Below are 23,221 nucleotides of genomic sequence, written 5' to 3' on the forward strand. Positions count from 1 at the left end.
TTGAGGGGGATGCGGCCACACGCAGTGGGCAAGCAACGGGGTGGGCCTCACTTACAGAACTTCGAAGATGCCAGCAGCACCCATACCGCCGCCGATGCACATCGTCACGCAGACGCGCTTGGCACCGCGGCGCTTGCCTTCGATCAGCGCGTGGCCGGTCAGGCGTTGGCCCGACACGCCGTAGGGGTGGCCCACGGCGATGGCGCCGCCGTTGACGTTCAGGCGGTCGGCCGGGATGCCCAGCTTGTCGCGGCAATACAGCACCTGCACGGCGAAGGCTTCATTGAGTTCCCACAGGTCGATGTCGCTGACCTTCAGGCCCAGGCGCGACAGCACCTTGGGGATGGCGAACACCGGGCCGATGCCCATTTCGTCCGGCTCACAACCGGCGACCGCGAAGCCCAGGAAACGGCCCAGCGGCTGCAGGCCGCGCTTCTCGGCCAGGGTCTCGTCCATCAGCACGCAGGCGCCGGCGCCGTCGCTGAACTGGCTGGCGTTGCCGGCCGTGACCAGGCCACCCGGCAGGGCCGACCGCAGGCCGGAGATGCCTTCCTTGGTGGTGCCGGCGCGGATGCCTTCGTCGTTCTCCACCGTGACCTGTTTCGTCATCAGGCCCATGACCTTGTCGGCCACGCCGGCGGTCACGGTGATGGGGGCGATCTCGGCCTTGAACAGGCCGGCTTCCAGCGCGGCGGTGGCGCGTTGCTGGCTGGCGGCGCCGTACTCGTCCATGGCGTCGCGGCTGATGTTGTAACGCTTGGCCACCTGCTCGGCGGTCTGCAGCATGTTCCAGTAGATCTCGGGCTTGATCTTTTCCAGCGCGAGGTCCTTGAGCATGTGCTGGTTCATCTCCTGCTGCACGCAGGAGATGCTCTCCACACCACCGGCCACGTAGACCGAGCCTTCGCCCGCGATGATGCGTTGCGCGGCCAGCGCGATGGTCTGCAGGCCCGAGGAGCAGAAGCGGTTGACGGTCATGCCCGAGACCGTGATGGGCAGGCCGGCCTTGAGCGCGATCTGGCGCGCGATGTTGGCGCCCGTCGCACCCTCGGGGTTGGCGCAGCCCATGATCACGTCTTCGACTTCCGAAGCGTCGATGCCGGCGCGTTGCACGGCGTGCTGCACGGCGTGTCCGCCGAGCGTGGCGCCGTGGGTCATGTTGAAGGCACCCTTCCAGCTCTTGGTCAGGGGCGTGCGGGCGGTGGAGACGATGACGGCGTTGGTCATGATGGGTTCCTCAAATCTGGATTCGTGCGGTCATCAGAAATTTTTTCCCTCTGCGGCCAGCTTGGCAAGCAGCGGTGCGGGCGTCCAGAACTTCGCGTCGTCCAGCGGGTTCTTCGCAAAGCGCTTCATGGCCTGGACCACGTTGAACAGGCCCACTTCGTTGGCGTAGTTCAGCGGGCCGCCGCGGTAGACCGGGAAGCCGTAGCCGAAGATGTAGACCACGTCGATGTCGCTGGCCTTGTTCGCGATGCCCTCTTCGAGGATGTGCGCGGCTTCGTTGACCAGCGAGAACACCAGGCGCTGCACGATCTCCTCATCGGAAATCTTGCGCGGCGTGATGCCGGCGGCGGCGCGGTGGTCTTCGATCATCTTCACCACCTCGGCGTTCGGGATGGCGTCGCGCTTGCCCGGCACGTAGTCGTACCAGCCGGCACCGGTCTTCTGGCCGAAGCGGCCCCTCTCGCACAGCAGGTCGGCGGTCTTGCTGTACTTCATGTCGGGCCTTTCGGTGTAGCGGCGCTTGCGGATCGCCCAGCCGATGTCGTTGCCGGCGAGGTCGCCCATGCGGAACGGGCCCATGGCCATGCCAAACTTCTCCATCGCCTTGTCCACCTGCTCGGGCGTGCAGCCTTCGTCGAGCAGGAAGCCGCCCTGGCGGCCGTACTGCTCGATCATGCGGTTGCCGATGAATCCATCGCAGACGCCGGACACCACCGCCGTCTTCTTGATCTTCTTGGAGATGGCCATCACGGTGGCCAGCACGTCCTTGGCGGTCGCGTCGCCGCGCACCACTTCCAGCAGCTTCATCACGTTGGCGGGGCTGAAGAAGTGCATGCCCACCACGTCCTGCGGGCGCTTCGTGAAGTTCGCGATCTTGTTGACGTCCAGCGTCGAGGTGTTGGAGGCCAGGATGGCTCCCGGCTTCATCACGCGGTCGAGTTCCTTGAACACCGCTTCCTTGACGCCGATCTCTTCGAACACGGCCTCGATCACCAGATCGGCCGAGCCGATCTCGTCGTAGCTCAGCGTGGTCGACAGCAGGGCCATGCGCTGCTCGTACTTGTCCTGCTTCAGCTTGCCCTTCTTGACCTGGGCTTCGTAGTTCTTGCGGATGGTTCCGATGCCACGGTCCAGCGCGTCCTGCTTCATCTCCAGCATCTTCACCGGGATGCCGGCGTTGAGGAAGTTCATGGAGATGCCGCCGCCCATGGTGCCGGCGCCGATCACGGCCACCGAAGCGATCTCGCGCTTGGGCGTCTCTTCCGGCACGTCGGGGATCTTGCTGGCGGCGCGCTCGGCGGTGAACAGGTGGCGCAGCGACTTGCACTCGGGCGTCCACATCAGGTTGATGAAGATCTCGCGCTCGAAGAGCATGCCGTCGTTGAATTTTTTCTTGGTCGCGGCTTCCACGGCGTCCACGCACTTGGCGGGCGCCGGGAAGTTCTTGGACAGCCCCAAGACCATGTTGCGCGCGAACTGGAAGTAGGCGTCGCCGTCCTTGTGTTTGCAGGGCAGGTTGCGCACCAGCGGGAAGGCCGAGCCGTCGGCGTGTTTCGCGGCCATCTCGCGGGCGAAGGCCAGGGCTTCGGCGGCCAGCGCTTCGGGCGAGGCGGCCAGCTTGTCGAACAGCTTCTGACCGGGCAGCTGGGCGAGCATCTCGCTCTTGACCGGCTCGCCGCTGACGATCATGTTCAGCGCGGCTTCGACGCCCAGCACGCGCGGCAGGCGCTGCGTGCCGCCCGCGCCGGGGATCAGGCCCAGCTTCACTTCCGGCAGGGCGACGTTGCAGCCCGGCGCGGCGATGCGGTAGTGCGCGCCCAGCGCCAGTTCGAGGCCACCGCCCATGCACACGCTGTGCACGGCCGCGATCACCGGCTTGGTGGTGTTTTCGACGCGGACGATGACGGACAGCAGGTTGGGTTCCTGGATCGCCTTGGGCGATCCGAACTCGCGGATGTCGGCGCCTCCCGAAAACGCCTTGCCGGCGCCCGTCAGCACGATGGCCTTGACCGCGGCATCGTTCTCGGCCTTCTCCAGCCCCTCGACGATGGCCTGGCGGGTGGACAGGCCCAGGCCGTTGACCGGCGGGTTGTTCAGCGTGATGACGGCGACATCGCCGTGGACCTGGTACTCAGCGGTCATGGAATCTCCTCTGTGTGGATCGGGAAAGGGGCACGCCCGAAAAAACGAACGGTCGTGCGATTCTATGGAATTTGTGCGGTGCGGCAAGCGCCGGCTGTCGCCAGCAGGTCAGGTCAGACCTCCAGCCATTCCTTGCGGGTGTAGGGGTCTGCACGCAACGAATCCGGCGTCCCCTGGAACACGATGCTGCCGTGCCCCATCACCAGCGCCCGGTCGGAAATGGCCATGGCGATGGTCAGCTTCTGCTCGATCAGCAGCACCGACACGCCCCGGCTTTTCAGCTTCTGCAGGTACTCGCCCACCAGCTCCACGATCTTGGGCGCCAGACCTTCGGTGGGCTCGTCGATGATGATCAGGTCGGGGTCGCCCATGAGCGTGCGGCACAGGGTCAGCATCTGCTGCTCGCCGCCGGAGAGCACGCCCGCCTCGGTGTGCTGGCGCTCCTTCAGGCGCGGGAACATGGCGTACATGTCGTTGAAGCTCCAGCGCGCCCCGGTGCCCTTGCCCTTCTGGCCCAGCAGCAGGTTCTGCTCCACGGTCAGCTTGGGGAAGATGTCGCGGTTTTCGGGCACATAGCCGATCCCCAGGTGCGCGATCTCGAACGGCTTCTTGCCCTGGATGGGCTGGCCTTTCCAGGCGATGTCGCCAGTGCAGTCGACCAGGCCCATGATGGCCTTGGCGGTGGTGGAGCGGCCCGAGCCGTTGCGCCCGAGCAGGGCCACGATCTCGCCCTGGCCGACGTCGAACGAGACACCGTGCAGCACGTGGCTCTTGCCGTAGTAGGCGTGAAGGTTGTCGATTTTCAGCATCTTCAGCCCCTTCAATGACCAACGGCCGCGGCTTGTTCGTCGGCCAGCACGGAGCCCAGGTAGGCCTCCTGCACCTTGGGGTTCGCGCGCACGGCTTCGGGCGTGTCGAACGCAATCACCTCGCCGTACACCACCACCGCGATCTTGTCGGCCAGGCCGAACACCACGCCCATGTCATGCTCCACCGTCAGCAGGGTCTTGCCCACGGTCACCTCGCGGATCAGGTCGATGAAGCGGCTGGTTTCGCTCTTGCTCATGCCGGCCGTGGGTTCATCGAGCAGGATCACGTTGGCACCGCCGGCGATGGTGATGCCGATCTCCAGCGCACGCTGCTCGGCGTAGGTCAGGTTCATGGCCAGGGTGTCGTGCTTCTTGTCGAGCCGGATCATCTTCATCAGCTCTTCGGCCCGTTCATTGGCGTCGTCCATGCCGGCCAGGAAACGGAACAGCGTGTACTTGTAGCCCAGGCTCCAGAGCACACCGCAGCGCAGGTTCTCGAACACGCTGAGCTTGGGGAAGATGTTGGTGATCTGGAAGCTGCGCGAGAGGCCCAGGCGGTTGATCTCGAAGGGCTTCTTGCCGTCGATGCGCGTGCCGTTGAGCACCACCTCGCCGCTGGTGGGCTCGAAGCGGCCCGAGATCAGGTTGAACAGCGTGGACTTGCCCGCGCCGTTGGGGCCGATGATGGCCACGCGTTCGCCGGGGCGCACCGCCAGATCAATGCCGCGAATGATCTCGGTCTTGCCGAAGCTCTTGCGCAGGTCGCGCAGCTCCAGCGCGTAGCCACCAGCGTGCACGTGGCTCATGGTCTGGTCGTGCGGGGGCACCTGGGTTGCGGTCGCTGCACTCATGACGTCTCCCTGCGCTTGATTTCTTTTTCAATGTCGGTCTGGATCGCGGCCCACTGGAGGCGGAACTGGCGCCGCGTCAGCTCAAAGATGCCCAGCCCGGTGAGCGTGACGAAGGCCGCGCCGAACCAGCTGCCCACCTGGCTCGGGTGCAGGGTCATGCCGAGGTATTTCAGGTCGTCGCCCATGGCGGCGTCGAGCTTCAGGTGGTAGATCATTTCCACCATGGCCCCCGCGCCCAGCAGGATCACCAGCGCCGTGACGGCCAGCGCCAGGTAAGCCACCCAGACCTCGCGCAGCCTGCCGAACGAGGCCACGCGCAGGTTCATCATGATCAGGCTGGCGATGCCGCCCGGTGCGTACATCACCATGAACAGGAAGATCAGGCCCAGGTACAGCAGCCAGGCCTTGGTCAGCTCCGACAGCAGCACGGCCGCCAGCACCATCAGGACGCCACCGATGATGGGGCCGAAGAAGAAGGTGGCGCCGCCCAGGAAGGTGAACAGCAGGTAGCCGCCCGAGCGCGCCGCGCCCACCACCTCGGCGGTGACGATCTCGAAGTTCAGCGCGCCCAGGCCGCCCGCGATGCCAGCGAAAAAGCCCGCGATCATGAAGGCAAGGTAGCGCACCTTCTGCGTGTTGTAGCCGATGAACTCGACGCGCTCGGGGTTGTCGCGCACGGCGTTCAGGATGCGGCCCAGTGGCGTGCGCGTGAAGGCGAACATGAGCCCCACGCTGATGAAGGTGTAGACCGCGATCAGGTAATACACCTGCCGCGGCGGGCCGAAGCTGATGCCCATGAAGGCCTCGCCCACCACCCGGTTGCCCGAGACGCCGGCCTCGCCGCCGAAGAACTCGGAGAACATCAGCGACATGGCAAACACCAGCTCGGCCATGCCCAGCGTGATCATGGCAAACGGCGTGCCCGCCTTCTTGGTCGTCACGTAGCCGAACAGGATGGCGAAGAACAGCCCCGCCACGCCGCCCACCAGCGGGATCAGGCTCACGGGAATCGGGATCTGGCCGTCCGTTGCCGCATTCAGCGCGTGCATCGCCATGTAGGAGCCCAGGCCGGTGTACACCGCGTGGCCGAAGCTCAGCATGCCGCCCTGGCCGAGCAGGATGTTGTAGGACAGGCAGGCGATGATGGCGATGCCCATCTGCGACAGCATGGTGATGGACAGGTTGCCGCTGAAGACCAGCGGCGCGACCAGCAGCAGCAGCGCAAACAGCGACCAGACGATCCAGCGGCCGACGTTCCAGGGTTTGAATTCGTAATGGGTTTTAGACATGTCGGGTCATCCTTCTCGCGTACCCAGCAAGCCTTTGGGGCGGAAGATCAGGATCAGCACCAGGAACAAATAGGGCAGGATCGGCGCCACCTGCGACAGCGTGAGCTTGAGCACCGAGTTGTCCTTCATGGCATCGGACAGCTGCATGCCGAACTGCTGCGCCACGCTGACGAAGGAGTGGTCGAGGCCCACGGCAAAGGTCTGGATCACACCGATCAGCACCGAGGCCAGGAAGGCGCCCGAGAGCGAGCCCATGCCGCCCACGACCACCACCACGAAGATCACCGAACCGACCGTGGCCGCCATGTTGGGCTCGGTCACGAAGGTGCTGCCACCGATCACGCCCGCCAGACCGGCCAGGCCGGTGCCGGCGCCGAACACCAGCATCAGCACGCGCGGCACGTTGTGGCCCAGGCTCTCCACCATCTCGGGGTGGGTCAGGGCGGCCTGGATCACCAGGCCGATGCGGGTGCGCGTGAGCAGCAGCCACAGGGCCACCAGCATCAGCAGCGCGACCAGCATCATGAAGGCGCGTGTGGCCGGAAACGGCGAGCAGATGGTGCCCGCCACGCTGCACACATCACTGCCCACCGCGCCCCAGAACACCGAGAGCTGGTCCTGCGCGTCGTGCACCAGCGTGAAGGCCGGGCCGCGCAGCAGCTCGGGCGGCGTGAACTCCACCGCCGTGCGGCCCCAGATCAGCTGCACCAGCTCCAGCACGATGTATGAGAGGCCGAAGGTGACCAGCAGCTCGGGCACGTGACCGAACTTGTGCACCCGGCGCAGGGTCAGGCGCTCAAACAGCGCGCCCAGCGCCCCCACCACCAGCGGTGCCACGATCAGCGCGGGCCAGAAGCCCACCAGCTGCGACACCGAGTAGCCGATGTAGGCACCCAGCATGTAAAAGCTGGCGTGCGCGAAATTGAGCACCCCCATCATGCTGAAGATGAGGGTGAGACCAGAGCTCAACATGAACAGCAGCAAGCCGTAGCTCACGCCGTTGAGCATGGAGATGATGAAGAACTCCATGGATCAGGCCTTTCGAGGGCGAAACGGGAGAAAGAGAATTCAAAAAAGAGAGCACCAAGCCGAGTATGGCCTGGCGATCTCGTCAACCTGATGCGATCAGAGCAGGAAGTTCAGGTGATTTTCCGGCGCGATGTGCCTTCACCCAGAACGCGGCGGAACCGGCTCCGCCGGGCCGCACCGCGTTGCCCCCTTGAGGGGGTGACGCCGCAGGCGGCGCGGGGGTGGTTCCTTTACCCTGGCCGTTTCATGTCGCAGCTCGTGGGCGTGCTGGACACGTAGGACGGGAACTCCTTCACCGGTGCCAGGGTCATGCCGGTGTTTTCCGGGCTGTAGGGGTGCTTCTTGTCGGCCTTCTGCCAGACGGTCAGGTACAGCGGCTGCTGCAGCTGGTGATCGTTCTTGCGCATCTCCACTTCGCCGTTGTAGTTGTTGACCTTCAGCCCCTCCATGGCGGACGCCACCTTCACCGGGTCGGTCGACTTGGCCTTGGCCATGGCGGCGCTCAGCACGTTGAACGCCGAGGGAATGGCGCCGGTGAACATGTCGTCCTTGTACTTGGTCTTGAAGTCGGCCATCCACTGGCCCATCTGGCCACCCATGTTGTAGTGCGAGTAGGCCACCTGGAACACCCTGCCTTCGCCACCCGTGCCCAGTGCGGTCGGGGTGCCGGTCACGCCGGTGTAGTAGGTGTAGAACTTGCCGGTGTAGCCGCCTTCGTTGGCGGCCTTGATCAGCAGCGCGAGGTCGGAGCCCCAGTTGCCGGTGATCACGGTGTCGGCGCCCGAGGCCTTGATCTTGGCGATGTAGGGCGCGAAGTCGCGCACCTGGGCCAGCGGGTGCAGGTCTTCGCCGACCACCTTCACGTCCGGGCGCTTGCGGGTCAGGTTTTCCTTGGCGAACTTCGCCACCTGCTGTCCGTGCGAGTAGTTCTGGTTGAGCAGGTACACGTTCTTGACGTCCTTCTGGTCCTTCATGAAGGTCGTCATCGCCTCCATCTTCATGGAGGTGTCGGCGTCAAAACGGAAGTGCCAGTAACTGCACTTGCTGTTGGTGAAATCGGGGTCCACTGCGGCGTAGTTGAGGAAGATCACTTCCTTGCCGGGGTTGCGTTCGTTGTGCTTGTTCACCGCGTCGATCAGCGCACCGGCCACCGAGGAGCCGTTGCCCTGGGCGATGTAACGCACGCCCTGATCCAGCGCGGCCTTGAACGCGTTCAGGCTCTCGGCCGGGCTGAGCTTGTTGTCAAACGCCACCATCTCGAACTTCGCGCCGGCCGGGTTGCTGGCGCTGAACTTCTCGGCAAAAAACTGCCAGCTGCGCATCTGGTTCATGCCCAGCGGCCCCATCAGGCCGGTCTGCGGGTCGATCAGCGCGATCTTGACGGTTTCGCCCTTCTGGGCATGTGCGCCCATCATGGTCAGAGACAGGGCGGCAATGGCGACAGATTGAAGGGCGAATTTCACGTGAAGACTCCTTGAACGGGTAAAAACGTCAGCGTAGCCGCTATGCCTGTGCCTCCCCTCAGGGATTGCCCCTACCCCCTATCGCACAGGCGACTGGACGGCGCTCCATCGGCCCTGCCCCCACGGCGTCCGGCGTCAGGGGCGCTCCATCTGGCAGGCACTGGGCCGGGCGATCTGAGCGGCGTTGATGGCCATCACCGGGGCAAAGGTGTGTCCCGTGGCTTCGGCCGCGATCGGGAACCGGGCATCGGTTTTCTGCCAGCGCGACACGAACAATCCGGCCTGCAGCTGGTGGTCCTCGGCACGCAGGGTGACCGGGCCATTGGCCCCCTCGAAGCCCCATCCGCTGAGCGCCCTGGCCACCGCCAGCGGCTCGATCGAACGGGCGCGAACCATCGCGTCACGCAGCATCACAAGGCCATCGTGGCTGGACGACACCACGAAGTCTTCGCCATGACGGACACGGAATGCCGCAGCCACGCGCCCGAGCTCGCCGCCGGTGTTGCTGTGGGTCTGGGCCACCTGGTACACGGGGAAACCGACCGTGCCCGCCGCCAGTTCCGTCGGCACGCCTTTGAGCGCAGGGTAGTAGGCCAGCAGGGGCAGGGTCGACTTCTGTGCCTGCAAGGAGCGCACCAGGTTGACCATGTCGCTCCCCCAGTTCCCGGTCACCAGCGCCTGCGCGCCCGACGCACGGATGCGGTCGACCTGCGGCTTGAAGTCCCGGACGAGAAACGGCGCGTGAAACTCGTCACCCACCACCTCGATGGGCAAGCGGCTCGCGGCGACGGCCTCGCGGAAGAAGCGCGAGAACTGCTGGCCATGTGCGTAGTTCTGGTTCAGCAGGTACACCTTGCGGATCTCGGGCTGCTGCTCGAGAAACAACATGAGTGCCCGCATCTTCATCGCCGTGTCCGGCTCGATGCGAAAGTGCCAGAAGCTGCATTTTTCGCTGGTCAGCGCGGGGTCCATCGCGGCGTAGTTGAGCAGCAGCACCGACTTGTGCGGCAGGCGCTGGTTGTGGCGCGTGATCGCGTCGGACAGCGCGGCCGTCACCCCCGATCCGTTGCCCTGAACGACATAACGGAAGCCCTGATCGATGGCCGCCTTCAGCACGTTCAGGCTTTCGCGTGGCGAGCCCTTGTTGTCGAAACCGGCGATCACGAACCGCACACCGGTTCGGTCTTCACTGTCGTTCAGGCGTTGGGCCACGAACTGCCAGCTCTTGAGGCTGTTGTGGCCGATGTCCGCGGCCGGCCCGGACAGCGGATCGATGAAGGCGATGCGCACCGCCTGACCCTGCTGGGCACCAACGGACAGCGGCGCCAGCGCCAGACAGAACAGGCCGAGCAGCCGCCGCGTCCAACGCGCCAACGAAACGCTCACAGCCCGGGCAGCACGTAGTCCTTGAGCTGCTGGCGCAGCGTCATCTTCTGCATCTTGCCGGTGGCGCCGAGCGGGATCGCGTCGACGAACACCACGTCATCCGGCACCTGCCACTTGGCGATCTTGCCTTCGTAGAACGCCAGCAATTCCTCGCGCGTCACCTCGGCGCCGGGCTTCTTCATCACCACCACGATCGGGCGCTCGTCCCACTTGGGGTGCTTCATGCCGACGCAGGCCGCCATGGCCACGGCCGGGTGGGCCATGGCGATGTTCTCCACGTCGATGGAGCTGATCCACTCACCGCCGGACTTGATCACGTCCTTGCTGCGGTCGGTGATCTGCATGAAACCGTCGGCGTCGATGGTGGCCACGTCGCCGGTGGGGAACCAGCCCTTGCCCGCGTCGTCGTAGCGCAGCGGGTCGCCGCCCTCGCCCTTGAAATAGCTCGCGATGATCCACGGCCCGCGCACCAGCAGGTCGCCGTAGGCCTTGCCGTCCCAGGGCAGTTCGTTGCCGGATTCGTCCACGATCTTCATGTCCACGCCATAGACCGCGCGGCCCTGCTTGAGGCGCACCTTGAGCTGCTCTTCGGCGGGCAGCACCAGCTGCGCGTTCTTCAACGTGCAGACCGTGCCCAGCGGCGACATCTCGGTCATGCCCCAGGCGTGCAGCACCTCGACGCCGTAGGTGTCATTGAAGGCGTTGATCATGGCCGGCGGGCAGGCCGAGCCGCCGATCACCGTGCGCTTCATGGTGGAGAAACGCAGGTTGTTCTGCTGCATGTGGCCCAGCAGCATCTGCCACACCGTGGGCACGCCCGCAGCCATGCTGACCTTTTCGGATTCGATCAGTTCGTAGACCGATTTGCCGTCCATCGCCGGGCCGGGGAACACCAGCTTGCAGCCCACGGCCGCGGCCGAGTACGGCAGGCCCCAGGCGTTGACGTGGAACATCGGCACCACCGGCAGGATGCTGTCGCGCGCCGAGCAGCCCAGCGCGTCGGGCAGCGCCGCGCCGTAGGCGTGCAGCAGCGTGGAGCGGTGCGAATACAACGCGGCCTTGGGGTTGCCCGTGGTGCCGCTCGTGTAGCACATGCTCGATGCGCTGTTTTCGTCCAGGTCGGGCCAGAGGTATTTTTCGGACTGCGAACCCATCCAGGCCTCGTAGCTCACCAGCCCGGGCAGACCGCTGTCGGCCGGCAGCTTGTCGGCGTCGCACAGTGCGATCCAGTGTTTCACCCCCGGGCATTTGCCCGCCACCGCCTGCACCAGCGGCAGGAAGCTCATGTCGAAACAGATCGCGCGGTCGTCGGCGTGGTTGACGATCCAGGCCAGCTGTTCGGGGTGCAGGCGCGGGTTGAGCGTGTGCAGCACGCGGCCGGTGCCGCTGACGCCGAAATACAGTTCCAGGTGGCGGTAGCCGTTCCAGGCCAGCGTGGCCACGCGGTCGCCAAAGGCGAGGTGCAGGCTGTCGAGCGCATTGGCCACCTGGCGCGCGCGCCGCGAAACCTGCCCCCAGGTGCTGCGGTGGATGTCGCCTTCGACGCGACGGGAAACGATTTCGGTGCTGCCGTGGTGGCGCTCGGCGTGGGTAATGAGCGACGAGATCAGCAGCGGTTGGCTTTGCATCTGTCCCAGCATGGGAGGTCTCCTTGGATCGGGTTTCTGTAAAAACGAACGGTCGTGCACAAATTCACCCAGCATCATGCCTCAACCGACAGCGCCCTTCATAGCGGGTTGCTCCCGATAGCCGACCCGAGAGGGGGTTCAAGTCATCCGGGGGACAATGTTCCATCGCCCTGCAACTTGCAACGCCCCACGCGGGCCTTTCGGAGATGCCCATGAGCACGTTCCCTGTCCAGAAAACCGATGCCGAATGGCGCGCCCTGCTCGCCGAAAAAGGCGCCGAACCGGCGGCCTTCGAGGTCACGCGCAAGGCCCACACCGAGCGCCCCTTCACGGGCAAGTACGAAACCGTGTGGGCCGACGGCAGCTACCACTGCGTCTGCTGCGGCAACACGCTGTTCGACGCCGGCACCAAGTTCGACGCCGGCTGCGGCTGGCCCAGCTTCTCGCAGGCCGTCCCCGGCGCCATCACCGAAATCACCGACCGCAGCCACGGCATGGTGCGCGTGGAAACCGTGTGCAGCCAGTGCGGCGCGCACCTCGGCCATGTGTTCGAGGACGGGCCGACGCCCACCGGTCTGCGCTACTGCATGAACTCCGCCTCGCTTGAACTGCAGCCCAAATAAACCCCGAAGGAACCCGACATGAAAGCCCAGAACATCCTCCAGACCATTGGACAGACGCCCCACATCCGCATCAACAAGCTGTTTGCCGGCGCCACGCAGCAGGTGTGGATCAAGTCCGAGCGCAGCAACCCCGGTGGCTCGATCAAGGACCGCATCGCCCTGTCAATGGTCGAAGACGCGGAGGCCTCGGGCGCACTGAAGCCGGGCGGCACCATCGTCGAGCCCACCTCGGGCAACACCGGCATCGGCCTGGCCATGGTGGCCGCCGTCAAGGGCTACAAGCTGGTGCTGGTGATGCCCGACAGCATGTCGGTCGAACGCCGCCGCCTGATGCTGGCCTACGGCGCCAGCTTCGACCTGACGCCGCGCGAGAAAGGCATGAAGGGCTCGATCGCGCGCGCGCAGGAGATCGTGGCGAGCACACCCGGCGCCTGGATGCCCATGCAGTTCGACAACCCGGCCAACACCGAGGTGCACGCGAAAACCACGGCACAGGAGATCATGGCCGACTTCCCCGAGGGCATCGACGCCCTGATCACGGGCGTGGGCACGGGCGGCCACATCAGCGGCTGCGCCCGCGTGCTCAAGGCGAAATGGCCCCAGCTCAAGGTCTACGCGGTGGAACCCTCGGCCTCGCCGGTGATCTCCGGCGGCAACCCCTCGCCGCACCCGATCCAGGGCATTGGAGCGGGCTTCATCCCGGGCAACCTCGACACCGCGCTGCTGGACGGCGTGATCCAGGTGGACGCCGAGCCGGCCCGCGAGATGGCGCGGCGCTGCGCCAGCGAAGAAGGCATGCTGGTCGGCATTTCGTCGGGCGCCACGCTGGCGGCCATCGCGCAGAAGCTGCCCGAGCTGGCGGCCAACGCCGTGGTGCTCGGCTTCAACTACGACACCGGTGAGCGTTACCTGTCGGTCGAAGGCTTCCTGCCCGCCTGAGCGCGCGAGACGTCCCCATGACCGACCGCACCGACGAGCGCCTCACGCAGCTTGAAATCAAGCAGAGCTACACCGAAGACCTGCTCGACACGCTCAACGACATGGTGGTGAAGCAGCAGGACCAGATCGACCTGCTGCTGCGCGAGCTGGTGCAGCTGCGCCGGCAGGCGAGCGACGACGGGATGCCGCGCCAGCGCTCGCTGCGCGACGAGCTGCCGCCACACTACTGAAACCCGGGATCGGCGGGCGAACTACGCGGCCACCGCTTCGCTGCGCTCGATCTCGCGCACGGTGCCGTGTTCCAGCCGGAAGAAGCGGTTGCAATAGCGGTCGACCAGCTTGTTGTTGTGGGTCGCGAAGACAAAAATGCCCACGCTCTGCAGCAGCGCTTCCATGCGCTTTTTTGCGTTGACCTGGAACTCGGCATCGCCCATGCCGAAGATCTCGTCCACCAGCAGGATGTCGGGTTTCACGGTGGTGGCCACCGCGAACATGAGCCGGGTCGACATGCCCGACGAGTAGGTGCGCACCGGCAGCTCCAGGAATTCGCCCAATTGGCAGAACTCCTCGATGTCGGCGGTGTGCGCCTCGATCTCTTTCAGGCTCATGCCGAGCAACACCCCCATGCGCGTGATGTTCTCGTAGCCCGACAACTCACCGTCGATGCCCGCGCCCAGTTCCAGCATGGTCGACACCCGGCCCTCGCGCTCGATGGTGCCCGAGATCGGGGTGTAGACCCCGGCCAGGGTGCGCAGCATGGTGCTCTTGCCCGCGCCGTTGTGACCGATCAGGGCCACCGCGTCGCCGTTTTTCAGCTCGAACGACACGTCCTTGAGCGCGGTCACCACGTTGACCTGCCCGGCTTCGCTCTCGATGCGACCGCCCGTGCTGACCCGCACCAGGTGGTTGCGCAATGAAAAGCTCCGGCTGTTGTACACCGGGTACTGCACCGTCACGTTCGACAGGGAAAGGCGTGCCATGAATCAGATCCAGAACGCGATGCGATCGCGCTTTTTGTTGAACAGCCAGAACGCCAGCAGCGAGCCGCCGAGCAACAGGGCCAGGTTGACCCAGATGACGAAGAGCGGCGGGGCATGCCCCAGCAAGGGCGAGCGCACCAGCTCGATGCCGTGGGACAGCGGGTTGAACCAGAGGATGCGCTCGCTGAACGGCAGGTAGTTGGGCCGGTAGAACACCGGGCTGATGAACATCAGCAGCGGCAGCACCGCGCCAACGATGTGCTCCAGGTCGCGGAACCGCGCGCCCAGCACGCTGATCAGCACGCTGATCCAGAACAGGTTGGCAATCAGCAGCGCCAGGGCCGGCACCACCAGCAGGGTGGCCCAGCTCACGGGCACGCGGTACACCAGCGCGACGATGAGGAAGATGGGGAGGTTGTGCAACAGGTTCACCACGTGCCGCATCAACAGCTGCGGCGGGTAGATGCTCAGCGGCAGGCTCAGGTTGCGGATGATGGACGCCTGGCGCACATAGACCGTGGTGGACTCGCTCAGCACACCGGCGATGAATTGCCACAGGATCAGGCCGCCCGTCAGCGTCGGCACGAACTGTGCGGCGGGCACGTTCATCAGCTCGCTCCAGAGCAGCCCCAGGCCCATGGAGCCGACGGCCGTGCCCAGCGTGAGCCACAAGGGCCCGAGCACGCTGCGCTTGTAGCGTGCGCGCACATCGCTCAGGGCCATGAAACTGATGATGGGCCAGCACTTCAGGCCGGCCGTGAAATCGAGGATGGCGGGCCATTGCCGCCAACCCTTGCCTGCACTCATGGAAATACCTCGTTCTGGTCGGCTGCCCCGACGCTGGTGTGCGCTGGCATGGGGGTCGCGCCAACGTCCTGCTCCCAGGGCTTCCCGTCACAAACGGTGGCATCACCACACGATGCCACCGACCGATCCGGGACCTCGGGAGAGGCTATCACAGGCCTGCCGGGCCGATGGCGCTGCAAACGCATCAGATGCCCAGACTGGCGCCGGCGCCCAGCAAGGTCGCCACGCCCAGCACCGCGAAGATCGCCGCCGCGATGCCGTGCACCAGTTTCATCGGGATCTTGTTGGCCAGACGGTCGCCCACGAACACCGCGGGCACGTCGGCGATCAGCATGCCCAGCGTGGTCCCGATCACCACCAGCACCGGTGTGGCGTAGTGCGCCGCCATCGCGATGGTGGCGATCTGGGTCTTGTCGCCCATTTCGGCGAGGAAGAAAGTGATCAGCGTGGCGCCGAACACGCCCAGCTTGTGCGCCACCTTCGTTTCTTCTTCCTCGATCTTGTCGGGGATCAGGGTCCAGACCGCCATGCCGATGAACGAGGCGCCGAGCACCCAGCGCAAGATCTCGGGACTGACTTGCGCCGTGATCCAGGCGCCCAGCGCACCGGCCAGGCCGTGGTTCACGATGGTGGCGAGCAGGATGCCCGCGATGATGGGCAGGGGTTTCTTGAAGCGGGCGGCCAGGATGAAGGCCAGCAACTGGGTCTTGTCGCCGATTTCGGCCAGGGCAACGACACCGGTGGAGACGAGCAGGGATTCCATGAGGAGGATTTCCATTGGGCCGGTACAAGGACGATTGACCACAACACACCCCCGGCCGCATGCGGGGCGTTGTGGTCAAAGGTCTTGCCAGGTTCGGGAACTGTGTGCGCCATGGTCCGGGAGGGACCAAGTGTGTTGACGCAAACCTCTTCAGGGTGAAGAGCGGCTACTCCCCAATGACCCCGCGATTGTACCCACCGACACCGACGGCCCCGTTCAGAGCGGCTGCTGCGCCGCCTCGTCTTCGCGCCACGCCGGCCCGGCCTTGGCCAGCGCCATCCAGACGTGAAACGGCAGGCGCTCCATCGCGCGGCGCGGCGCTTCTCGGGCGACACGGAGCACACCCTGCTCCACCAGCATCACACCGCACTCGGGCGGAATCTCGTCGGGCGCGCCGATGGGCCGCCCTTTGGCGTCCTGCCCCAGCACGTACCAGCAGGCCCCGGCCATGCCCAGGTAGGCCGCGCGTTTGGCCGGCTTTTTGAGGTCGCCCAGCAGGTCGGCGCGGTTCACCTTGATCTCGTGCACCACCGGTTGCAGGTAGGCCTCGACCGAGCTGTGGCGGATGGAAAACACGTCGGGGCAGGCCATGCACCAGGCGTGGTCTGTGGTTGCAGCAGCTTCGCTCAGGTCGTCCCACAGCGGGTTCATTCGGGCCGGCGGTTCGGCGACCAGCTTCTCTGCATCGGGCTCGCCGACCAGCAGGGCCCGGGGCAACGCCACCCGCAACACAAGCCCGCGCCAGGCCAGGCGCCCGGCCCGGCCCATGGCCGTGGCCACCTGCTCGACCAGTGTCTCGTGCGGTGATCGCGCGGCCTTGTTGCTGGCGAACACCTGGGCCAGCCGCGCGATGCCCGCGTCAGTGACGCGCAGGCTGTCGTGCAGCCCGTCCGACGTGCGTCGCTCCACCAGCCCGGCCGCCAGCAGCTCGACCTCGATCTGGTCCTGGCAAGGCCAGCCCGCCGAGCGGTAGATCTCGCGCAGGCGGCGGTGGTGGAGGCGGCTCCAGGCCGGTGGGGTTGCAGTGTTGTCGGACATAAAGACTGACTGTATATCCAGTAACATGCCTGTCAACCCGGGCCCGGCGTGAGGGCCGTCCAGGACCCGCTTGAACACGCCCTCCCTTCCCCTGCCAGGCACACCCAGCACCGATCTGCCCATCGCCGTGGCGGTGCGCACGCTGTGCCATTTCACGGCACGCAGCGGCGACCTCGACCTGCGCTTCACGCCTTCGCCCAGCGGGGTCGAGGGCATTGCCGGGCACCAGAGCGTGACGGCGCGGCGCGGCGCGGGCTACCAGCGTGAGTTGCCCCTGAGCGCCCGCTTCGGGGGCCTGACCGTGCAGGGCAGGGCCGACGGGTTCGACACCGCCGCGCTGCGGCTCGAAGAGATCAAGACCCACCGGGGCGACGCGGGCCGCATTCCCGCCAACCAGCAGGCCCTGCACTGGGCGCAGGCGCAGGTCTACGGCTGGATGCTGTGCGAGCAGCTCTCGCTGCCTGGCATCGAGCTCGCGCTGGTGTACTTCAACATCGACAGCGCCGAAGAAACCCTGCTCACGCGCCGCTGCGATGCCGCCACACTGCAGGCCTTTTTCAGCGACCTCTGCACCCGCTACATGGCCTGGGCGCGCAGCGAGCAGGCGCAGCGCCGCGCGCGCGATGCGGCGCTCTCTGGGCTGAGCTTCCCCTTCGCCGCGTTCCGCACCGGGCAGCGCGACATGGCCGCCGGGGTCTACCGCGCCCACACCCGTGGCCGGCACCTGCTGGCACAGGCGCCCACGGGCATCGGCAAGACCATCGCCTCGCTGTTCGGCACCCTGCGCGCCACGCCCGCACAAGGCACGGACAAGGTGTTCTACCTGACGGCCAAGACCACCGGCCGCCAGCTGGCGCTGGACGCGCTGCAGCGGCTGGGTGCGCCCGTGGCGCTGCCGCTGCGGGTGCTGGAGCGCGTGGCCCGCGACAAGGCCTGCGAGCACACCGACAAGGCCTGCCACGGCGACGCCTGCCCGCTGGCGCGCGGCTTCTACGACCGCCTGCCGGCCGCCCGCGAAGCCGCCGCGCGCGCGGGCTGGCTCGACCAGGCGGCGCTGCGCGACATCGCGCTGGCCCACGGCATCTGCCCCTACTACCTCGGCCAGGAAATGCAGCGCTGGTGCGACGTGATGGTGGGCGACTACAACCACTTCTTCGACATCGGCGCCCACTGGCACGCGCTCACCCAGGAGCACGCCTGGCGCGTCGCGCTGCTGGTCGACGAGGCCCACAACCTGATCGACCGCGCGCGCCAGATGCACAGCGCCGCGCTCGACCCCGCCACCTTCCAGCGCCTGCGCCACGACGCACCGCCCCACCTGAAAAAGCCGATGGACGCGCTGCAGCGGCGGTGGAGCGCCCTGGCCCGCGAGCACGCGGGCGAGCACGAGCTGCTCGACGACGTGCCGGGGGAATGGCTCGCCGCGCTGCAGACCACCTGCGCCGCGCTCACCGAACACATGGCCCTGCACCCGACCGAGGCGCCCGACAGCCCGCTGCAGCGCTGGACCTTCGACGCGCTGCATTTTTTGCGCGTGGCCGAGACCTTTGCCGAGCATTCGCTGTGCGACCTCACCCGCAGCACCGCGCCACAGATCGGCCGAGGCCGCCCGCTGCCCACGGTCTCGATCCGCAACCTCGTGCCCGGGCCGCTGCTCGCCGACCGCTGGAAAGCCGCCCACAGTGCCACCCTGTTTTCCGCCACGCTCACGCCCATGGACCACGTGGCCGACATGCTGGGCCTGCCCGAGAACACCGCGCGGATCGACCTGCCTTCGCCCTTTGCGGCGGAGCAGCTTGACGTGCGTGTCGCGCCCTGGATCTCGACCCGCTACCACGACCGCAGCGCTTCGCTGGACGCGCTGGTGCGGGTGATCGCCGCCCGGTACACCGAGCGACCGGGCAACTACCTGGCCTTCTTCAGCAGCTTCGACTACCTGCAACAGGCGCTGGACCGGTTGACGACCCGCCATCCCGGCATGCCGGTGTGGTCGCAGTCGCGTGGCATGGGCGAACCCGAGCGCACCGCCTTCATCGGGCGCTTCGTCGAGGGCGGACAGGGCATCGGGTTCGCGGTGCTGGGCGGTGCGTTCGGCGAGGGCATCGACCTGCCCGGCGAGCGCCTGGTCGGTGCATTCATCGCGACCCTCGGCATGCCGCAGGTCAACGCGGTGAATGAGCAGATGCGCGCGCGGCTGCAGGCGCGCAGCGGACACGGCTACGACGACACCTACCTGTTTCCCGGGCTGATGAAGGTGGTGCAGGCCGCCGGGCGCGTGATCCGCAGCGAGCAGGACCGGGGCAGCCTGTGGCTGCTGGACGACCGCTTCGCGCGGGCCGACGTGCGGCGCCTGTTGCCGACCTGGTGGCGGGTGAAGGTGGCGGCACCTCCCTGAAACGCCCTCGAACGACAAGCCATTCGTCCGCCCTGGGCGCCGTCAAAAGGCCGATGGCCGGCACTAAAGGCCGTACCCGGGCGGGCCGATCTCCACCTCTGCGGGCGCACGCCGCCCGAATCCGTATTGAATCGTCTTGATCGTGGCCTGCACGCCGATCACGCCAAGCGCCAGCAAAAAGCGCTTGCGCCTCGAAAAGCCGCTGAAGCGCCTGGCGTGCAACACGGCCGCGCGCACCGCGTCGCGCGGCAGACTCAGGTACCAGTAATTGACGGCGAGGCCTGGCCCGGGACCTGAAAACACCTGATGCCACATGCCCGCCGGCACATACAACAACTGACCAGGACGGATCACACACTCGTATCCCCGTGCACCTGTCCTGCCACCCGCGAATCGATCGACTTCTCCAGCATGAAACCCGGGCGCGATGGTTTGACGCACCTGGGATCCGTTCAGCAACACCGCCGCCTGGTCATGCGGAAACAGAAGCCACCGCTTGCTGCCGAGCACAACACCATTGAGGTTGTCAAACTCGTCGTAGTGCATGCCGCTGCACTGGTTTCCCGGCCCCATCCACAGGTTGCACTGGGCCAGCGCATCCAGTGGCCAATAGGGAGGCGGCGTCAGATCGCTGGCCAACTCTGGAAGCGAAGCAGGCCAGGTACGCCGGGCCATCATCGCGCCCAGTCCATTGCCCCGCATGACAAGCCCCTGGGTCAGGTACCAGGCGGGCGGCTGGTCAGAAAACAGGCGCTCCACCAGCTCGCCAAAAGCCACCTCGCGGTAGGCCTCGTGGTAACTCTCCCCATCCACATTGCAGGCATCAAGGTCCCGGACAAAGGTGTTCCGGTGGCCCGCCGCCGCCGCCAGGTAAGCCGGGTCCGACCAGCGCTGCAAGGCTCGCCACGACTGAGCGCCATCGTTGATGACCACCGGCCGCCGAGGGCGCCGATAGTGTTGGTCAAAGTCCTGCACCGACAGGGCATCCACCACGTCGACCGGCTGCAGAGGGGGATCAAACAGCGGTGAGAACTCGCCAGAAAAATCGTTGGAGACGGGAGCCGGCATGTGTGCCTTTCTGTATCGATACCTGGGTCAACACTGACGGCCCCGGCAGGCCCATCGACCAGCACGTCAACAGATGTTACGGGAATCTCCCGCTGGACACACCCTGCCAGACACCCACGGTTCGCCTCCGGGGTCGCCGGCATCAGCGGTAGCTGGCCAGGTGGATGCTGGTCTCGGTGCCGCGGATGCCGCTGATCAGGCGCACGCGCTCCAGCACGTCGGACAGTTCCTTCATCGAGCCCACCTCCAGCTCGGCCAGCAGGTCCCATCGGCCGTTGGTGTCGTGCAGCGCCGCCACGCCGGGTTCGCCGAGCAGGCTGGCGATCACCAGCCGGGTCTGGTTGCCCTCGACCTGCACGCTCATCCAGGCCCTGATGCGCTCGGGCTGCGCCTCGGGTTTCAGGCGCACGGTGTAGCCCACGATCACCTGCGTGTCTTCGAGCTTGCGCAGCCGGTTGGTGACCGTCCCGCGCGAGACCTTGAGCTTGTGCGCGAGGTCGGCCACGGAGAGCCGGGCGTCCTGCCGCAGCAGGGCAATGAGTTGCTGGTCGAGCTGGTCCATGGTCAAAACGCCAATCAGAGTTGCCGAATTGGCCAATTTTCTGCCATTTATTTACTTTGTTGCCGATTTTCATTGCCACGCCTTCCCGGCAGACTCTTGGAATCGAATTGCACTCCCCAGGAGACGACCATGAAAAACACCGCCCAGACCCATGCCGTAACCCAACTGACCCAGTTCCGCGACGCCGGCACCCTGTACCTGAGCGCGCCCGAAGCCGCCGAACTGATCCGCCGCCAGGGCCTGCCGTTTTGCCTGCAGCACATGGCACAACACATCCACGCCGACTTCCTGCGCTGGGCCGATTTCGACAAGACCGCCCGCGTGGCCGCGCACTCCAAAGACGGCGTGATCGAGCTCATGCCCGTGGCCGACGACCACCGCTACAGCTTCAAGTACGTCAACGGCCACCCCGGCAACACGCGTTTCGGCATGTCCACCGTGATGGCCTTCGGCGTGCTGGCCGACGTGGACACCGGCGCCCCGCTGTTCCTGAGTGAGCTCACACTCACCACCGCGCTGCGCACCGCCGCCATGTCGGCCCTGGCCGCCAAGACCCTGGCCCGGCCCGACAGCCGCGTGATGGCGCTGATCGGCAACGGCGCGCAGAGCGAGTTCCAGGCCCTGGCCTTCCAGCACCTGGTGGGCATCACCACCCTGCGCGTGTTCGACGTGGACCCCGCCGCCAGCGCCAAGCTGGTGGCCAACCTGCAAGGCAGCGGACTGGCGATCACGATCTGCCAGAGCACGGCCGACGCGGTCAAAGGCGCGGACATCGTGACCACCGTCACCGCCGACAAGGCCATGGCCCTGATCCTCACGCCCGAGATGATTCAACCCGGCATGCACCTGAACGCCGTGGGCGGCGACTGCCCGGGCAAGACCGAGCTGCACGGCGACATCCTCGACGCGGCCAAGGTGTTCGTGGAGTACGAGCCGCAATCGCGCGTGGAAGGCGAGATCCAGCACAAGCCGGCCGACTTCGCCGTGACCGAACTCTGGCAGGTGCTGCGCGGCGAGCGCGCCGGGCGCGACCACGCACAGCAGGTCACCGTGTTCGACTCGGTGGGCTTCGCGCTCGAAGACTTTTCGGCCCTGCGCTTCATGATGGACAGCGCGCTGCGCCTGGGCATGGGCGAGCGCATCGCGCTGATCCCGCAACTGGCCGATCCCAAGAATTTGTTCGGCATGCTGAACGCGGCCGCGCCGGTGGCCTCCATTCAGGCCCCGGTGCGCCTCGTGGCCTGAACGCCCATCGGGTCAGCGCATGCATTCCTTTGAAACTCCCCTGTCGATCCAGGCCCCGTCGGCCGTGGTGATGGTGCGGCCCCGCCACTTCACGCCCAACCCGGAGACGGCGGCCGACAACAGCTTCCAGTCGTCTCCAGACCACCCCGCCGATGAGACCGCGCGGCGCGCATACGACGAAGTGACCCTCGCCGCCGACGCCCTGCGGGAAGCGGGCGTGACGGTTCACCTGTTCGACGACGACGGCCGGCACCACACGCCCGACTCGGTGTTCCCCAACAACTGGTTCTCCACCCACCCGGGCGGGCATGTGGCGGTGTACCCCATGTTCAACCCCAGCCGGCGGCGCGAGCGGCGCAGCGACGTGCTGGAATTCCTGAAGCAGCACTACCGCGTGCAGGACGTGATCGACTATTCAGGCCTCGAACACGACGGCCTGTTTCTCGAAGGCACCGGCGCCATGGTGCTGGACCATCTGGCGCGCGTGGCCTTCACCGCGCGTTCGAACCGTGCCGACCCAGTGGCGCTGGAGCGCTTCGCCACGCACTTCAACTACGAGCCGCTGGTGTTCGACACCGCCGATGCGCAGGGCCAGCCGATCTACCACACCAACGTGCTCATGTGCATCGCCACGCGTTTCGCGCTGGTGGCCCTCGACGCCATCGTGAGCCCGCAGCGCGCTGCAGAAGTGCGTCAGCGGCTGGAAGAAACCGGGCGCGAAGTGCTGCCGATCACGCTGCGGCAGGTGGCCGACTTCGCAGGCAATGCGATCGAGCTGTCGACACCACAAGGGCGCGTGCTGGCGCTGTCCGCACGCGCCGCCGCCAGCCTGAACGCCGAGCAGCGCCATTTCATCGAACGCTCGGCCCGCCTGCTGCCACTGAACGTGCCGACCATCGAACTGGCGGGCGGCTCGGTGCGTTGCATGCTGGCGGGCGTGCACCTGGCGCCGCGGCGCGCGGTCTGACCGCGCGCAA

At 66.3% G+C, this 23,221-nt stretch carries 21 protein-coding genes and 1 riboswitch; of the genes, 6 read left to right on the forward strand and 15 right to left on the reverse strand.

From position 1 onward, the window contains the following. Positions 1-51 precede the first annotated feature (51 nt). The 9 genes from IM738_RS15600 to IM738_RS15640 all read right to left on the reverse strand — a co-directional run bounded on the left by IM738_RS15600 (position 52) and on the right by IM738_RS15640 (position 11,836). The gene (locus IM738_RS15600; protein WP_236961884.1) at positions 52-1,227 is read right to left on the reverse strand and encodes an acetyl-CoA C-acyltransferase; all 1,176 of its coding nucleotides are present in this window, start codon (positions 1,225-1,227) and stop codon (positions 52-54) included. A 33-nt stretch (positions 1,228-1,260) separates the two neighbouring features. Next, a complete protein-coding gene (locus IM738_RS15605; RefSeq protein ID WP_236961886.1) occupies positions 1,261-3,369 on the reverse strand; it encodes a 3-hydroxyacyl-CoA dehydrogenase NAD-binding domain-containing protein in 2,109 nt (702 codons plus the stop codon). 113 nt (positions 3,370-3,482) lie between these two features. Beyond that, positions 3,483-4,178, reverse strand: coding sequence for an ABC transporter ATP-binding protein (locus IM738_RS15610; protein WP_236961888.1), 696 nt, complete (start codon positions 4,176-4,178; stop codon positions 3,483-3,485). A gap of 11 nt (positions 4,179-4,189) precedes the next feature. Beyond that, positions 4,190-4,984: an ABC transporter ATP-binding protein gene (locus IM738_RS15615; protein ID WP_236966331.1), complete on the reverse strand. Its 795-nt coding sequence runs from the start codon at positions 4,982-4,984 to the stop codon at positions 4,190-4,192. Positions 4,985-5,025: 41 nt separating this feature from the next. After that, the gene (locus tag IM738_RS15620) at positions 5,026-6,318 is read right to left on the reverse strand and encodes a branched-chain amino acid ABC transporter permease (protein ID WP_236961889.1); all 1,293 of its coding nucleotides are present in this window, start codon (positions 6,316-6,318) and stop codon (positions 5,026-5,028) included. Positions 6,319-6,324: 6 nt separating this feature from the next. Beyond that, entirely contained in the window at positions 6,325-7,347 is a 1,023-nt protein-coding gene (locus IM738_RS15625) for a branched-chain amino acid ABC transporter permease (RefSeq protein WP_236961890.1), read from the reverse strand. A 230-nt stretch (positions 7,348-7,577) separates the two neighbouring features. After that, the gene (locus tag IM738_RS15630; RefSeq protein WP_236961891.1) at positions 7,578-8,810 is read right to left on the reverse strand and encodes a branched-chain amino acid ABC transporter substrate-binding protein; all 1,233 of its coding nucleotides are present in this window, start codon (positions 8,808-8,810) and stop codon (positions 7,578-7,580) included. A gap of 135 nt (positions 8,811-8,945) precedes the next feature. Further along, positions 8,946-10,196 (reverse strand): ABC transporter substrate-binding protein, encoded by a 1,251-nt coding sequence (locus tag IM738_RS15635; RefSeq protein WP_236961892.1) that lies wholly within the window; start codon positions 10,194-10,196, stop codon positions 8,946-8,948. Beyond that, entirely contained in the window at positions 10,193-11,836 is a 1,644-nt protein-coding gene (locus IM738_RS15640) for a 3-(methylthio)propionyl-CoA ligase (RefSeq protein ID WP_236961893.1), read from the reverse strand. The genes IM738_RS15635 and IM738_RS15640 overlap by 4 nt, the downstream gene beginning before the upstream one ends. Before the next feature lie 200 nt (positions 11,837-12,036). On the opposite strand from IM738_RS15640, the gene msrB reads away from it, so the two are divergent. The 3 genes from msrB to IM738_RS15655 are packed head-to-tail and all read left to right on the forward strand — an operon-like array spanning position 12,037 to position 13,616. Then, entirely contained in the window at positions 12,037-12,447 is a 411-nt protein-coding gene (gene msrB, locus IM738_RS15645) for a peptide-methionine (R)-S-oxide reductase MsrB (RefSeq protein ID WP_236961894.1), read from the forward strand. A gap of 18 nt (positions 12,448-12,465) precedes the next feature. Continuing rightward, positions 12,466-13,386 (forward strand): cysteine synthase A, encoded by a 921-nt coding sequence (cysK, locus tag IM738_RS15650; RefSeq protein ID WP_236961895.1) that lies wholly within the window; start codon positions 12,466-12,468, stop codon positions 13,384-13,386. A gap of 17 nt (positions 13,387-13,403) precedes the next feature. After that, a complete protein-coding gene (locus IM738_RS15655; RefSeq protein ID WP_236961898.1) occupies positions 13,404-13,616 on the forward strand; it encodes a SlyX family protein in 213 nt (70 codons plus the stop codon). Positions 13,617-13,637: 21 nt separating this feature from the next. Here the strand turns inward: IM738_RS15655 and IM738_RS15660 are convergent, their stop codons facing one another. The 4 genes from IM738_RS15660 to IM738_RS15675 form a co-directional block, all read right to left on the reverse strand. After that, positions 13,638-14,366 (reverse strand): ABC transporter ATP-binding protein, encoded by a 729-nt coding sequence (locus IM738_RS15660; protein ID WP_236961899.1) that lies wholly within the window; start codon positions 14,364-14,366, stop codon positions 13,638-13,640. Between the two features lie 3 nt (positions 14,367-14,369). Further along, positions 14,370-15,173: an ABC transporter permease gene (locus IM738_RS15665; RefSeq protein WP_236961900.1), complete on the reverse strand. Its 804-nt coding sequence runs from the start codon at positions 15,171-15,173 to the stop codon at positions 14,370-14,372. Between the two features lie 184 nt (positions 15,174-15,357). Then, positions 15,358-15,936, reverse strand: a complete 579-nt coding sequence (locus tag IM738_RS15670) for a TMEM165/GDT1 family protein (RefSeq protein WP_236961901.1) — start codon at positions 15,934-15,936, stop codon at positions 15,358-15,360. Between the two features lie 6 nt (positions 15,937-15,942). Continuing rightward, a riboswitch (yybP-ykoY riboswitch) is annotated at positions 15,943-16,127 on the reverse strand. Between the two features lie 25 nt (positions 16,128-16,152). Then, on the reverse strand, positions 16,153-16,974 hold the full coding sequence (locus IM738_RS15675) for a hypothetical protein (protein ID WP_236961903.1): 822 nt from the start codon (positions 16,972-16,974) through the stop codon (positions 16,153-16,155). A gap of 115 nt (positions 16,975-17,089) precedes the next feature. On the opposite strand from IM738_RS15675, the gene IM738_RS15680 reads away from it, so the two are divergent. Then, complete coding sequence (locus IM738_RS15680) at positions 17,090-19,369, forward strand: ATP-dependent DNA helicase (RefSeq protein WP_236966332.1); 2,280 nt, start codon at positions 17,090-17,092, stop codon at positions 19,367-19,369. Between the two features lie 63 nt (positions 19,370-19,432). On the opposite strand, the gene IM738_RS15685 is transcribed toward IM738_RS15680, so the two are convergent. Both IM738_RS15685 and IM738_RS15690 read right to left on the reverse strand, forming a co-directional pair. Next, positions 19,433-20,437 carry a cupin-like domain-containing protein gene (locus IM738_RS15685; RefSeq protein WP_236961904.1) on the reverse strand — a complete coding sequence of 335 codons (1,005 nt, stop codon included), beginning with the start codon at positions 20,435-20,437 and terminating at the stop codon, positions 19,433-19,435. A 142-nt stretch (positions 20,438-20,579) separates the two neighbouring features. Further along, positions 20,580-20,999 (reverse strand): Lrp/AsnC family transcriptional regulator, encoded by a 420-nt coding sequence (locus tag IM738_RS15690; protein WP_236961905.1) that lies wholly within the window; start codon positions 20,997-20,999, stop codon positions 20,580-20,582. A 129-nt stretch (positions 21,000-21,128) separates the two neighbouring features. Here IM738_RS15690 and IM738_RS15695 point away from each other — a divergent pair, with 129 nt between their 5' ends. Then, on the forward strand, positions 21,129-22,244 hold the full coding sequence (locus IM738_RS15695; RefSeq protein WP_236961906.1) for an ornithine cyclodeaminase: 1,116 nt from the start codon (positions 21,129-21,131) through the stop codon (positions 22,242-22,244). A 19-nt stretch (positions 22,245-22,263) separates the two neighbouring features. Continuing rightward, complete coding sequence (gene ctlX / locus IM738_RS15700; protein ID WP_236961907.1) at positions 22,264-23,211, forward strand: citrulline utilization hydrolase CtlX; 948 nt, start codon at positions 22,264-22,266, stop codon at positions 23,209-23,211. The last annotated feature ends 10 nt before the right edge of the window (positions 23,212-23,221 follow it).

Origin of the sequence: Hydrogenophaga sp. SL48 (assembly GCF_021729865.1) — a bacterium.
Lineage (GTDB): Bacteria > Pseudomonadota > Gammaproteobacteria > Burkholderiales > Burkholderiaceae_C > Hydrogenophaga.

What these genes read in the sequence shown, in the direction of transcription:
- cysK (WP_236961895.1), top strand. Translation starts at nt 12,466, where the DNA reads ATGAAAGCCCAGAACATCCTCCAGACCATTGGACAGACGCCCCACATC.
- IM738_RS15690 (WP_236961905.1), bottom strand. Translation starts at nt 20,999, where the DNA reads ATGGACCAGCTCGACCAGCAACTCATTGCCCTGCTGCGGCAGGACGCC.
- IM738_RS15610 (WP_236961888.1), bottom strand. Translation starts at nt 4,178, where the DNA reads ATGCTGAAAATCGACAACCTTCACGCCTACTACGGCAAGAGCCACGTG.
- IM738_RS15685 (WP_236961904.1), bottom strand. Translation starts at nt 20,437, where the DNA reads ATGCCGGCTCCCGTCTCCAACGATTTTTCTGGCGAGTTCTCACCGCTG.
- IM738_RS15660 (WP_236961899.1), bottom strand. Translation starts at nt 14,366, where the DNA reads ATGGCACGCCTTTCCCTGTCGAACGTGACGGTGCAGTACCCGGTGTAC.
- IM738_RS15675 (WP_236961903.1), bottom strand. Translation starts at nt 16,974, where the DNA reads ATGTCCGACAACACTGCAACCCCACCGGCCTGGAGCCGCCTCCACCAC.
- IM738_RS15625 (WP_236961890.1), bottom strand. Translation starts at nt 7,347, where the DNA reads ATGGAGTTCTTCATCATCTCCATGCTCAACGGCGTGAGCTACGGCTTG.
- IM738_RS15605 (WP_236961886.1), bottom strand. Translation starts at nt 3,369, where the DNA reads ATGACCGCTGAGTACCAGGTCCACGGCGATGTCGCCGTCATCACGCTG.
- IM738_RS15640 (WP_236961893.1), bottom strand. Translation starts at nt 11,836, where the DNA reads ATGCTGGGACAGATGCAAAGCCAACCGCTGCTGATCTCGTCGCTCATT.
- IM738_RS15615 (WP_236966331.1), bottom strand. Translation starts at nt 4,984, where the DNA reads ATGAGCCACGTGCACGCTGGTGGCTACGCGCTGGAGCTGCGCGACCTG.
- IM738_RS15620 (WP_236961889.1), bottom strand. Translation starts at nt 6,318, where the DNA reads ATGTCTAAAACCCATTACGAATTCAAACCCTGGAACGTCGGCCGCTGG.
- IM738_RS15695 (WP_236961906.1), top strand. Translation starts at nt 21,129, where the DNA reads ATGAAAAACACCGCCCAGACCCATGCCGTAACCCAACTGACCCAGTTC.
- IM738_RS15670 (WP_236961901.1), bottom strand. Translation starts at nt 15,936, where the DNA reads ATGGAATCCCTGCTCGTCTCCACCGGTGTCGTTGCCCTGGCCGAAATC.
- IM738_RS15665 (WP_236961900.1), bottom strand. Translation starts at nt 15,173, where the DNA reads ATGAGTGCAGGCAAGGGTTGGCGGCAATGGCCCGCCATCCTCGATTTC.
- IM738_RS15600 (WP_236961884.1), bottom strand. Translation starts at nt 1,227, where the DNA reads ATGACCAACGCCGTCATCGTCTCCACCGCCCGCACGCCCCTGACCAAG.
- msrB (WP_236961894.1), top strand. Translation starts at nt 12,037, where the DNA reads ATGAGCACGTTCCCTGTCCAGAAAACCGATGCCGAATGGCGCGCCCTG.
- IM738_RS15655 (WP_236961898.1), top strand. Translation starts at nt 13,404, where the DNA reads ATGACCGACCGCACCGACGAGCGCCTCACGCAGCTTGAAATCAAGCAG.
- ctlX (WP_236961907.1), top strand. Translation starts at nt 22,264, where the DNA reads ATGCATTCCTTTGAAACTCCCCTGTCGATCCAGGCCCCGTCGGCCGTG.